This window comes from Micromonospora sp. NPDC047548 (genome assembly GCF_040642975.1).
GTDB lineage: Bacteria > Actinomycetota > Actinomycetes > Mycobacteriales > Micromonosporaceae > Micromonospora.
This window is the reverse complement of sequence record NZ_JBEYTI010000001.1, coordinates 55067-67102: the sequence shown is the minus strand read 5'-3', so window position 1 is coordinate 67102 and position 12036 is coordinate 55067. Positions and strand designations below refer to the sequence as shown.

Sequence of the window (12036 nt, the reverse complement as noted above, 5' to 3'; positions counted from 1 at the left end):
CCTGATCAGCGACGGGGTGGACGGCCCGGGCGGTCGCCGGGCTCCCGGTCCTCGTCGTCCTCCTGCTCAGGGACCCGGCAGGCACGTTCCAGCCGGAGCGCGGCGACGGCCAGGGCGAGCGAGGCGAGCAGACCGGCGCCAGCCGCCGGTCGATCGACCATCGCGGCGTTGGTGTTCTCGATGAAGAGCCACCCGGTCAGCCCCGCGTAGAAGCCCGTGAAGATCGCCCCGGCCAGGGCGGACGCCTTGGCCAGCACCACGAAACGGGCGACCAGCAGCGGGTTGACCGGGTCCCGGCCCGGCCGTCGCTCGATCCGGCTGCGGGTGTTGACCGCCGCGAACGCCTCCAGCACGGCGAGCGCGGCCAGCGTGACCACCGGCAGCCAGGGCAGGCGGGGCGCGACGTCGTAGTAGAAGGTGCTGATCAGCAGCCAGGCCACCGCCGCGGCGGCGAGGGCGGCCACGACCAGCGTCGAGATCCGGGTGGGGCCCATCCGGAAGCGGTCGGGCTCGCTTCCGCGCGGGGGCTGCGCCTGGGTCATGCCGGCCGGCTCCACTCGGTCATGGAGTCGACTCTAACGCCAGATCGGGCCGTGGACCGAGTTCCAGGACGTCACCGGCGACCGGGTCGGCGTTGAGCAGGTCGGTCAGCCAGCCGTGCCCGGGCAGCCGCCCGTACGGCTGGATGTCGATCCACGGCCGGAGCACGAACGCCCGCAGGTGGGCGCGGGGGTGCGGCAGAGTCAGCTCGGGGTCGTCGCTGAGCACCGGCTCGCCGGCGTCGTCCCAGACGGCGATGACGTCCACGTCCAGGGTGCGTGGCCCGAACCGGCGCTCCGGGTCGCGGACGCGGCCGGCCGCCTCCTCGGCGGCCCGGGCCCGGTCCAGCCAGTCGCGGGGGGTCGCCGCCGGGTCCGTGACCAGCACCGCCGCGTTGAGGTACGCCGGTTGGTCGGCGTCCCCCCACGGGGGAGTCTCGTAGACCCCGGAGACCACCAGGACCGCGTCGTCGAGCGCGGCCACCGCCGAGCGCAGGTGGGCGAGGCGGTCGCCGAGGTTGCTGCCGAGGGAGAGCACGGCCCGGGTCATCGGGTACGCCGCATCGTCACGGCGACATCGGAGAAGGTGTGCGGGATCGGCGCCTCGGGCTTGTGCACGGTGACCGTGGCGGCGGCGACCAGCGGCTCGGCCAGGCAGACCGCGAGCAGCCGGTCGGCGAGGGTCTCGATCAGGGCGACCGGCTCGCCGGTGATCACGGCGACCAGCCGCTCGGCCAGCTCGCCGTAGTGCACCGTGTCGGTCACCTCGTCCGAGCGGGCCGCCGGCGCGAGGTCGAGTTCGAGCACCGCGTCGACGACGAACTCCTGCCCCTGGGCGCGTTCGAAGTCGTAGACGCCGTGCCGGCCGCGCGCCCGCAGGCCGGTCAGCTCGATCCGGTCGGTCATCACTCTCCCTCGTCCCGGCCGGCGTGCGCGGCGGTCCCCACCCCGGACGCGGTCACCGCGTCCGCCCACTCTCGTCCCGGCCGACGGGCCCCACCGCAGGCGCGCCGACCCCGTCCGCCGGGCGTGCGCTGTCGTGGCCGATCCGACCGGCGGCGGGCTCGGCGACCAGGCGGGGGCGGCCGGTGGCCCGCCAGACGGCGAGCGCGTCGGCGGTGCCGCGCACGTCGTGCACGCGTACCCCCCAGGCGCCGGCGGCGACGGCCAGCAGGCTGGTGGCGGCGGTGGCCGCCTCCCGGCCGGCGGTGGGTCGCGGCTCGCCGTCGGCGTCGGCCAGCAGCCGGCCGAGGTACGACTTGCGGCTCGCCCCGAACAGCAGCGGAAAGCCGAGCGCGACCAGCTCGGGCAGGCGGGCGCTGAGCTCCCAGTTGTGCGCGGCGGTCTTGGCGAAGCCGAGGCCGGGGTCGATGATGATCCGGTCGGCGGCCACCCCGGCGGTCAGTGCCTCGTCGACCCGCTGGCCCAGCTCGGCGCGCACGTCGGCGACCACGTCGGTGTAGCTGGCCAGCTCGCGCATCCCCCGCGAGTGGCCGCGCCAGTGCATCAGCACCCAGGGGCAGCCGGCGTCGCGCACCACCCGGGCCATGTCCGGGTCGGCCAGCCCGCCCGAGACGTCGTTGACCACGGCAGCCCCGGCGGTCAGGGCCGCTTCGGCCACCGAGGCCCGGCTGGTGTCGATGCTGACCGCCACGCCCGCCGCGGCCAGCTCCCGGATCACCGGCACGACCCGGGCCGCCTCGGTCGCGGCGTCGACGCGGTCGGCGCCGGGCCGGGTGGACTCGCCACCGACGTCGACCAGCGCGGCGCCCTCCTCGCGCAGACGCACGCCGTGGGCGACCGCGGCGTCGCGGTCGGCGTACCGGCCGCCGTCGGAGAAGGAGTCGGGCGTGACGTTGAGGACGCCCATCACCACCGGGGACTGCGCCCGTACCAGATCGGTCACGACCAGACGGTACCGGTCGCGCACGCCCCGTCCGGCGACCCCCGCCGGGCGGTCCGTCGCCGGCCCTGACGTGCGCATTGGAACAGGTGCATGATCGGTCGTCCGGGCCGATTCGGGTCGAGTCTTCGCGGGTTGTCGCAAAGGAGGGCGGCCCGTACTCTGTGGAATTGCCCAGCATCGAAATGGCGAAGCCTGGAGGGAGGGCCGAAGCGGGAACAATCCCCCCAAAGCTCACCACTCTCCGTGGTGGGTAACGAACGCAGCGTCGCCGACGCTGCGCCGAGTGAGCACATTTCCGCCAGGCTTGCCTACTGCACCGCCGCGGCACCGCCGGCCGCGACATGGGGAGGTTCCAGTGATCGCCTTCGAGCTCATGCAGACGGCGTCGTCCGGCGTCGCGCAGGCGCTGCACACCCTGGCGACGGCGCCACTCGCCGAACCGGCTCCGAAGGGCATCGACACCAACGGTGTCGTCACCTTCTTCGCCAGCAAGATCGCACCCATCCTGCTCGCCGTGCTCGGTGTCATCTTCATCGGCCGGGCCAGCCGGGGCGAGATCTCCAAGGTGCTCACCAGCTCGGCCATCGCGATCGTCGGCCTGGCCTTCATCGCCGGGGCGGCCACACTCTTCTTCGTCGGTGACTACCTGATCGACCTGATCTTCGAATAGGCCGGGCGAGACATGCGGCTGCGCACCGACGACGACATCTACCGGGCTCGCCTGGTCTACCTCGGGCCGCCCGGCTACACCCTTCCCGTCCACCTGCCGTACGCCCAGTACGGCCTGTTCATGCTGCTCGTACCCCTCTACATGTTCATCCACTGGCTGTTCACGCTGCAGGTCGAGCTCTTCCCCGCCTGGGAGATCGCGCTCGCCATCGTGAGCACCTCGTTCATCTTCCGGTACGTCGACCCGGACCGGCCGGCACGGATGGTCATCCGCACCGCCCTGACCGACTGGCGACGCACCCGGGAGCCGGCCGCAGAGCTGCGGGACCCCCGCCTGGTCGGCAGCCGGATCAGGATCCGGGAGGAACTGGCATGACCGGGCGTACGCCGATCGGGCAGTCGAACCACGCGGGTGAGGCGGTCGAATGAGTCGCTCTTCCACGCCGGGTTTCCCGGCCGGACGTCACAGCGCCCCGCGCGGTAACCGTGCGCGGTCGCTCGACTACCCGAAGGGGGAGGTCCGGGGTGAGGAGACGCACGACCCGGCCCTGGTGACCAGTCCCGGGCACGGCGGCGTCGGCGTCTTCCAGGCCCCCCGGCCGGCGAACGGCCGGGGCGTACCGCCGGCCGAGCCGAGCACGCCGATGCTGGTCGGCGACGGCACCGACATCGACTCGCCGTTCCTCGACCTCTTCGGCGGCCCGGTCGCGCCCCCGCCCCCCGGCACGTCGCCCCCGGTGTCGTCCCCGCGTCACAGCGGCCGGGAGCACCCGCCGATCCCGCACCAGCCGCCGGCGCCACCCGCGTCGGCCGCGCCGGCGCCCGCGATCGGGGCGGAGACGCCCCCAACGATCGAGGCGCCCCCGGCGGCCGACCGGCCGGTCCGCACCCGCGTCCCGCACCAGCCCGGCGACCGCCTCCCCGTGCTCCGCCCGCCGGCCGAGGCCGGATCCGTCCCCGACCGGCCGGTGCAGGCGCCGACCCAGCGCGTGCCCCGCGGCACGCCCGCCGAGCCGCTCACCGCACGCGAGGCCGCCGAACGCAGCCGGCGGGACGCCGTCGAACGAGCCCGCCGGGAGGCCGCCGAACCGGTCCGGCCGGAGCCGACCGAGCCGGAGTGGCCCGAGCCGGAGGAGCTGCCCCGGTCGGCGCCCGCCGGGTCGTCCCGACGCGCGGTCGGGGAGCCGGCCCGCCACCCGGTGGCCGAGTCGGGCCGGCGCGAGCTCGCCGAGGCCGGGCCACAGGAGCCGGCGGAACGGGCGTCCCGGGAGCTGGCGCCGCCGCGCCAGCGGGCAGCCAGCCGGCGCGGCACCCCCGCCAAACCCGTCCGGGTACGCCCTCCGAAGATCAAGTTCGGCGACCGGGACCCGTCGATCGAGCTGGCGATCACCGAGATCGCCGGCCACCTGACCTTCACCCCCAACACCGTCACCGCCTGGTACTGGCTGCCCGAGGTGCGCTGGGCGTTCCGCCCGGACGCCGAACGGGAGGCGCTGCTCTCGGCGATCTCGGAGCAGTACGCCGGCCTGGCCGGGTTCCGGCTGCACCTGCGCCGCACCACCCGCCCCTTCCCGGCCGACGAGTGGGCCCGCACCATCGACGCGCACACCGCCGCGCCGCTGCCGGACGTCCCCGGCACGCCCGGCTGGGCCGACCACCTGGTCGCCGCCCAACGGCACCTGATGTCGGTGAACCACGCCGAGGGGCAGACCTACCTCGGGGTCACGTTCGCCCGGCGCTCGCTCGGCGACTCGCTCACCGAGCGGCTGCTGCGCGCCTTCGGCCGGGGCACCGCCGACGGCGAGCGCCGCAAGCTGGGCCGCACCGTCGAGCAGTTCGACGAGGTGCTTGGCGCGTTCGGCATGCGCGGCCGCCGGGTGACCGCGCAGGAGCTGGAATGGTTGCTCTACCGCTCGGTCGCGCTCTGCATGGCACCGCCCGGCGCGCTCTCTCCGGTGACCAACGGCCGGTGGGAGCGGGGCGACCTGCTCGCCCTCACCGAGCAGGTCGAGCGCTACCGCACCCCGTACGGCTCCACGGTGAAGCTGGTCAACCGGATGACCGGCGAGGAGCGGCACGTCGCCGTGCTCGCCGTCGGCCGGATGGAGCCGCTGGAGATCCCCGAGCGGCACGAGCCCTGGCTGCACTTCCACGAGCGGCTGCCGTGGCCGATGGAGATCTCCACCCGGGTGGACATCCTCGGCTCCGGCGACTCCTTCCGTAACCTCGAACACCGACTGCGGATGATCCGCTCGCAGCAGCTCGACTACGCCGAGCACGGCATCGACGCCCCGCCCGAGCTGGAGCGACTGGCCAAGCGGGCGCTGGTGATCGGCGACGAGATGACCACCGGGCTGCCGGTCGACTCCGCCCGCGCGCACGGCTGGCACCGGATCGCCGTCGGCGGCCGGACCAGGGAGGAATGCCTCGAACGGGCCCGCCGGCTCATCCAGCTCTACTCCCGCGAGCTGCGCATCTCGCTGCAACACCCGAAGAACCAGGACTGGCTGGCCCGCGAGTTCATCCCCGGCGAGCCGATCGCCAACACCGGGTACGTCCGCCGGATGCCGGTCAACCTGCTCGCCGCCGCGCTGCCACAGGCCGCCTCGACCGTCGGCGACCGCCGGGGTGACCTGATCGGTCGTACCGCCGGCACCTGCCGCCGCCCGGTCTTCCTCGACCTGCACTTCCCGATGGAGGTCCGGGAACGCTCCGGCCTGGCGGTCTTCGTCGCCGAGCCGGGCGGCGGCAAGTCGACCCTGCTCGGCGCCCTGGGCTACCTGGCCGCGCGGCGCGGGGTGCAGGTGACCCTGCTGGACCCGTCCGGCCCGCTGGCCCGGCTCTGTGCGATGCCCGAGCTGCGACCATACTCCCGGGTGCTCAACCTGACCGGGTCGGAGCACGGGACGCTGGCGCCGTACTCGCTCATCCCCACCCCGCTGCGCAGCGAGTTCGGCAGCGGCGCGGCCGGCGACCGGGAGTTCGAGATCGCGGTCTCCAACGCCCGGGCCGAGCGCCGGATGCTGGTGCAGGACATCTGCATGATGCTGGTGCCGCCGCAGGTGGCCCGCGAGGCGTCCACCGCGACCCTGTTCCGACACGCCGTACGCCAGGTGCCGGCGGAGGAGAACTCCACCCTGGACGACGTGGTCGCCTGCCTGCGGGGGATGGACGACGACGCCGGCCGGGAGCTGGCCAACCTGCTGCTCGACACCGCCGAGATGCCGCTGGCGATGCTCTTCTTCGGCCGCCCGCCGGAGGGGCTGCTCGGCGCCGACGCCGCGCTCACCGTGATCACCATGGCCGGCCTCCGGCTCCCCGACCTCAAGATCGAGCGGGAGTACTGGTCCGCCGAGGAGGCGCTGGCCCTGCCGATGCTGCACACCGCGCACCGCCTCGCCGTGCGCCGCTGCTACGGCGGGTCGATGTCGTCGCGCAAGCTGGTCGGCCTGGACGAGGCGCACTTCATGGAGGGCTGGCGCTCCGGCCGGTCGTTCCTGGTCCGGCTCGCCCGGGACTCCCGCAAGTGGAACCTCGCCGCACTGGTCGCCTCGCAGAACCCGAAGGACATCCTCGGCCTCGACGTGCAGAACCTCGTCTCCACCGTCTTCGTCGGACGGATCGCCGAGGACGTCGAGATCGCCTCCGAGGCGCTGCGGCTGCTGCGGGTGCCGGTCGACGACGGGTACGAGGCCACCCTGGCCTCGCTCTCCGCCGTGGACGCCACCTCGGCGGACCGGCTCGGCTTCCGCGAGTTCGTCATGCGCGACGTGGACGGCCGGGTGCAGAAGGTCCGGGTCGACGTGTCGTACGTCGAGGGTCTGCTGCAACACCTGGACACCACTCCCGCCACGGTCGCCCAGGCGGCCGGGCAGCTGCCGACCGTCCTGGCTGACCTGGAGGCGTGACATGGCGAGGGCCCGGGCACGGATCACGGCGCTCCTCCTCGCGCTCGGCGTACTCGCCGGTGCCACGATCGCGTGGCCGGTGGTCGGGGCCACACCGGCCGCCGCGGCCCCGCCGGTGGCGGCCCGAGCGGCGGCGGAGCTGTGCAGCACCAAGGAGTGGCAGGCCGACTTCCGCGCCTGCGTCACCAAGCTGGAAGACGTAACTAGCGACCGGGCGGAATGCCTCGAGCCGCCCACACCGGGCACCCCAGACGCCGGTCTGGCCGGATGGTTTGCGGGGGAACCGCCCGCGTCCTCGACAGGAGGCGTCACGGGGCGCTACAGCCTCTATGGCTACGCCGGCTACAGCTACAACACGTATGACCTGGGCTGTGGGTCCTCGGTCCTCCATGCGGACTACAAGTTCACCACCACGGTGGCAAACGGCGAGTTCATGATCGCGACTGCCGTCATAGGTGCCTCAAACGCCCTCCGGGAGCGGGCGTGGGACCCGCGCTCGATGTGGGGCTGGGCCGACCCGCTGGTGGAGAAGGCGACCAAGGCCGTCTACCAGAAGGTGTTCAGCGTCTTCGGCATCGTCACGCTCTGCGTGGTGGGCCTTTACCTTCTCTGGCGCTCCCGCCAGTCGGACATGAGCAACGCGATGACCACGGCCGGCTGGGCCCTGCTGGTGATGGTCGCGGTGACCGCCCTGGCCGCCTGGCCGGTCAAGTCCGCCACCATCGCCGACGGCACCCTCATCACTTCCCTCGGTGTCGTCCACGACGCAGTGGGTCCTCAGGCGAAGGATCCGGCACCAGGCCGCTGCATCGATCCCAATCCCGACCGCTGCAAGGACCTCCGCCCACCCGCTGTCCGCGCCAGCGACACGGCAACCGAGACCATGCTGTACCGCAACTGGCTGCGCGGCGTACTCGGCTCGGCGGACAGCGAAACGGCGAAGAAGTACGGCCCCGCTCTCTATGACGCCCGCTCGCTGACCTGGGGAGAAGCGAAGTCGATCCGCGCGAATCCCGCGACGCGCGCGGCGACAATCAAGGCCAAGCAGCAGCAGTGGATGAAGGTCACCGAGCAGATCAGCAGGGAAGACCCGGAGGCGTACGAGTACCTCCAGGGCACCCGTGACATGGACCGCATCGGCGCTGGCTTCATCGCCGTACTGGCCTCGCTGCTCTTCGCGATGTTCGACCTGACCGCGTCGTTGCTGGTGCTGCTCGGCTTCCTGATCTTCCGGTGGGCGGTGATCGCGGCGCCGATCCTCGGCACGGTTGGCCTGCTAAGACCGGCCAGCGCCGGGCTGCGCCGGCTCGGGAACGCGGTGGTCGCCGCCGTCTTCAACATCGCCATCTTCGGCACCGGGGCCGCGATCTACCTCTTCGCGGTGGACCTGATCATGAGCACTCCCACCCTGCCGGGCTGGCTCCAGGTCGTGCTGGTCTGGCTCTGCGGCGTGGTCGGCTGGCTGCTGCTGCGCCCGTACCGGCGGATCACCCAGCTCGGTGGCAAGGACAGCAGCGAGGCGGTCAGCTCGGCCGGCTCCTGGCACCGTCGCTTTTTTCGCGACATGCGCATCGCCGCCCGGCTCGACGTGGTGGAGCCGGGGGGCACGGCCGAGCCTGCCGCCGTCCGGCGGCGCGGCCTGGCGCTGGAGCCGTCGAACCTGCGCCCGGAGGCCCGGCGCGAGGACCCGTCGCACTCCTCGACCACGCCCGCTGTACGGGAGCGGCCGGACGGCCGGGAACGCGCGGACGAGACGGACCCGCCGGAGGTGCGGTCCGGTGACGGTGGGCGGCCCGCCGCGCTGCGTCCACGCCGTCGGCAGCCAGCAAGCTGGACGGAGCCGGACGTGCCCGAGGAGTCGCCATCCTTCGTGGTGTACCGACCCGACTCGGCCGAGCGCGCGCCGGCCAGCACCAGGCCCAGCCCCCGGGTGCGCTCCGAGGCACGGTGACGGCCATGCGGCGAGCTATCGAGTTCCTGGTCACCCGAGTCCTGCGGTCCCGAATCGGCATCGCGCTTGCGATCGCCGTGCTGGTGTTCGGGGTGATTGGTACCGCCCGCCTGGTCAGCGGTCCGCCCGACCTGGCCGATGGGCTCAGCAGCCGGCCACGCGGACCCATCACGACCGTGGACCCAGAGGCGGGCGACGATGGCGTGGTCGATACGCCGGTGCCACAGCCCCCCAAAACGCGTGCCGGCGAACTGACCCCGGAGCAGACAGCGGACCGATTCACCAAGGCCTGGCTCGGCGGGCCGGCCACAACGATCGAAAAGTGGCAGGCCGATCTGCGGCCACTCTCGACAATGTCGCTGACAGAGAAGCTGACCGGCGTCAACCCGACGGAGGTGCCGACGGTGAGGGTGACCGGTGAACCGACTCTTCGACCACGCACGGAAGCTTTCGTGGAGGTGCTGATTCCGCTTGATGGCGGGGGACTTCGCCTGGAACTGGTGGCACCCGAGGGACGCTGGTTGGTCGATGCGGTGGATTGGGAGCGGGATTGACTGCCGAGCCATCGAGGGCATGCCAGCCGCCCCGACGTCGACTCCGCCTCGGTGCACTGCTCGCCGCACTCACCGCCGCGTTCATCCTGCTCTGCTGCGGCGGTGGCACTGCTGCGTTCTTCCTCACAAACCTCGGCAACGAGCAGAAGAACCTCGCTGGCGAAGAGCTGAGCTGCGAACAGGACCACCACGTCAAGGTCACTGGCGACATGCCCCGACTCGCGAAGTACGGCCCGACCCAGATGCGCAACGCCGCTGTGATCATCAAGGTCGGCCAGGAGATGACAGTGCCGCCCCGGGGTTGGGTGATCGCCGTGGCGACCGCCATGCAGGAGTCCGCTCTGCGCAACCTTTCCAACAGCACGGTCGCCGGTTCCGGCCGGTTCTCTAACGAGGGCGTCGGCGCCGACCACGACTCGGTCGGCCTGTTCCAGCAGCGGGCCAGCTGGGGCAGCGTCCCGCAGCGGATGAGCCCGGACTACGCCGCCCGCAGGTTCTACGAGAAGCTGCTCAAGGTCGACGGCTGGGAACGACTCCCGCTGACCCTCGCCGCCCAGCGGGTCCAGATCAGCGCCTATCCGGACGCGTACGCCAAGCACGAGGACATCGCCAGCCAGATCGTGAACGCCCTCACCCGCGGCGGCGCCCAGACGGTGCAGATCGCCGGCAAGGCCGTCTGCGACAGGGCATCCGCTGAGACGATCGCCGCCTCCGGCTGGACGGCGCCGATCCGCGGGGGAGTGGGCTCCGGCTTCCGGACGCCGAGCCGACCGCAACACAACGGGGTGGACATCGCCGCACCGAAGGGGACGACGCCGATCCACGCGGCGGCCACCGGACGGGTGCTGGTGGCCCGCTGCGACCCCGACCACCGGAGTCGGCTCGACTGCGATGTGGACGGCTACCCGGGCAAGGGCGGCTGCGGCTGGTTTGTCGACATCCTGCACGCCGGCGGGTACATCTCCCGCTACTGCCACATGGTGGCGAAGCCACTGGTCGTCCCCGGTCAGGAGGTGCGGGCCGGTGAGGTGATCGGACGGGTGGGCAGCAGCGGCAACTCCTCCGGCCCCCACCTGCACTTCGAGGTGCACCGGGACGGCGACCGCAGCTCCCGCGGGGCGACCGACCCGGTGCCGTTCATGCGGCAACGGGGCGCGCCCTTGGACCAGTCGTCATGAGGTACCCGGAACGATGAGCGGCCCGCTGCCGGATCCCTTCGCCGGCCAGCCCGACTGGGCACCACTGGCCCCCCGCCCGATCGAGATCGTGCCCGCCACCAGGCGGGTGGAATTGCGCGGCCGGCGGGTGCTGGTGGGGCTGCCCGGCCTGGGTTGGCGGGGCGACCTGCGGGCCGACGAACAGGTGGTGCAGGGCAGCCGCACCTACGTGCCAGTGATCCCCGAGCACGAGTGGTACCGGGCCGAGTCCGACCAGGTCGAGGTCTTCGCACCGTTGATCCCGGTGGAGCGGGTCTGGGTTGAGACGCTCGGCGAGCGCCCGTCGCCGGGAGCGGCCGTCCGCGAGCAGGGCATCCGGCTGGTATCCCTGGATGAGCCGGCACACCGGACCCCCACGCCGGTCTTCGAGGCCGACACGGTCAGCGGTCGACGGGTGGTGCACGTCGAGGACTCGGTCGAGCACCGGGACCTGCGCGCGGTGACCGAGGCCTACTCCGGCGCCGACGGCGACATCTGCGTCCGGGTCGCCCCGGAACTGGAGTGGTACCGGTGGGCCTGGCGCGGGCAGCCACCGACCACCCTGGAGGTGCCGGTGCATCTGCTGTGGATCGAGTGATTCACTATGCGGGAGCAGCCATGCAAACCCGCCATCCCTCTTGCTGATCGGCGACATCGAAGCGCCAGGTGTCCGTCAGACTCTGCTGAACGCCGTCGATGGTGGCGCTTCTCCTGATGACGACGTGCACGACGGCAGACGTGGCGCTGGTCTTGGTTACAGCGACATTCTCAATGTTGACAGAGAATACGGTGTCGAGCTCCTGCTCCCGGGCCGCCAGCTGCTCTCGGAACTCGTCAACGGCTCGTATGGGACCGGCGCAGGTGAAGAGGTTGGCCTTGTTGTCGTCCCGCGCTACCAACGCCGCCTGCAGGTAGTTGACGGCGACCACATCGGGAGCGCTGCGATCCGGAGCTGTGGCGCGGTCGTACAGCACGTAGCCGATCACTCCGCCACTCACGCAGAGCAGCGCCAGCAGCCCGGCGACCACGGTGAGCACGGTGCGTGCCCGGCGGGGCGGCTGCTCCGGTGCTGGCGTGACGGCAGGGGGCGCCAACTGCTCCGGCGGGGTCCGCTGCGCCGGTACGCGGGAGACCTGGGAACCGGCGGGGGGCTGCACTGATTCCACCCCTTGAGGCTATCGGCTGCCCGCCGCGTACCCAATGCCCCAGATCCGCCGATCGGGGGGAACCGCCGGGGTGGACGCCGCCCGGCGTGCCTCTCGGCGGGACCGGGCTGGGCGACCATTCCGGCGCAGCGCCGGGCGACATCCCGG

General features: G+C 72.5%; 12 protein-coding genes. 7 read left to right on the top strand and 5 right to left on the bottom strand.

Translation table 11 applies throughout. The features are described 5' to 3' along the window. Positions 1 to 5 precede the first annotated feature (5 nt). From ABZ807_RS00290 to folP, 4 genes are read right to left on the bottom strand one after another with little or no spacing between them, the layout of a single operon-like run. The gene (locus tag ABZ807_RS00290) at positions 6 to 542 is read right to left on the bottom strand and encodes a DUF3180 domain-containing protein (protein WP_357150930.1); all 537 of its coding nucleotides are present in this window, start codon (positions 540 to 542) and stop codon (positions 6 to 8) included. Between the two features lie 19 nt (positions 543 to 561). Then, positions 562 to 1089: a 2-amino-4-hydroxy-6-hydroxymethyldihydropteridine diphosphokinase gene (gene folK / locus ABZ807_RS00285; protein ID WP_357150928.1), complete on the bottom strand. Its 528-nt coding sequence runs from the start codon at positions 1087 to 1089 to the stop codon at positions 562 to 564. Continuing rightward, entirely contained in the window at positions 1086 to 1445 is a 360-nt protein-coding gene (gene folB / locus ABZ807_RS00280; RefSeq protein WP_357150926.1) for a dihydroneopterin aldolase, read from the bottom strand. Before folB ends, folK begins: the two co-directional genes overlap by 4 nt. Positions 1446 to 1497: 52 nt before the next feature. Next, positions 1498 to 2445 (bottom strand): dihydropteroate synthase, encoded by a 948-nt coding sequence (gene folP, locus ABZ807_RS00275; protein ID WP_357150924.1) that lies wholly within the window; start codon positions 2443 to 2445, stop codon positions 1498 to 1500. A 355-nt stretch (positions 2446 to 2800) separates the two neighbouring features. On the opposite strand from folP, the gene ABZ807_RS00270 reads away from it, so the two are divergent. Genes ABZ807_RS00270 through ABZ807_RS00240 form a run of 7 tightly spaced genes read left to right on the top strand, consistent with a single transcriptional unit; the run spans position 2801 to position 11321 of the window. Then, the gene (locus tag ABZ807_RS00270) at positions 2801 to 3115 is read left to right on the top strand and encodes a hypothetical protein (protein ID WP_357150922.1); all 315 of its coding nucleotides are present in this window, start codon (positions 2801 to 2803) and stop codon (positions 3113 to 3115) included. Positions 3116 to 3127: 12 nt separating this feature from the next. Beyond that, the gene (locus tag ABZ807_RS00265) at positions 3128 to 3490 is read left to right on the top strand and encodes a hypothetical protein (protein WP_067302246.1); all 363 of its coding nucleotides are present in this window, start codon (positions 3128 to 3130) and stop codon (positions 3488 to 3490) included. Between the two features lie 49 nt (positions 3491 to 3539). After that, complete coding sequence (locus ABZ807_RS00260) at positions 3540 to 7022, top strand: ATP-binding protein (RefSeq protein WP_357150920.1); 3483 nt, start codon at positions 3540 to 3542, stop codon at positions 7020 to 7022. Position 7023: 1 nt separating this feature from the next. Next, positions 7024 to 8973, top strand: coding sequence for an MFS transporter (locus ABZ807_RS00255; RefSeq protein WP_357150918.1), 1950 nt, complete (start codon positions 7024 to 7026; stop codon positions 8971 to 8973). Further along, positions 8970 to 9527 (top strand): hypothetical protein, encoded by a 558-nt coding sequence (locus tag ABZ807_RS00250; protein WP_357150916.1) that lies wholly within the window; start codon positions 8970 to 8972, stop codon positions 9525 to 9527. Before ABZ807_RS00255 ends, ABZ807_RS00250 begins: the two co-directional genes overlap by 4 nt. Next, on the top strand, positions 9524 to 10705 hold the full coding sequence (locus ABZ807_RS00245) for a M23 family metallopeptidase (RefSeq protein ID WP_357150914.1): 1182 nt from the start codon (positions 9524 to 9526) through the stop codon (positions 10703 to 10705). Before ABZ807_RS00250 ends, ABZ807_RS00245 begins: the two co-directional genes overlap by 4 nt. 13 nt (positions 10706 to 10718) lie before the next feature. Beyond that, positions 10719 to 11321 carry a hypothetical protein gene (locus ABZ807_RS00240; RefSeq protein WP_357150912.1) on the top strand — a complete coding sequence of 201 codons (603 nt, stop codon included), beginning with the start codon at positions 10719 to 10721 and terminating at the stop codon, positions 11319 to 11321. Between the two features lie 4 nt (positions 11322 to 11325). On the opposite strand, the gene ABZ807_RS00235 is transcribed toward ABZ807_RS00240, so the two are convergent. After that, positions 11326 to 11751 carry a hypothetical protein gene (locus tag ABZ807_RS00235; protein WP_357150910.1) on the bottom strand — a complete coding sequence of 142 codons (426 nt, stop codon included), beginning with the start codon at positions 11749 to 11751 and terminating at the stop codon, positions 11326 to 11328. Positions 11752 to 12036: the final 285 nt, after the last annotated feature.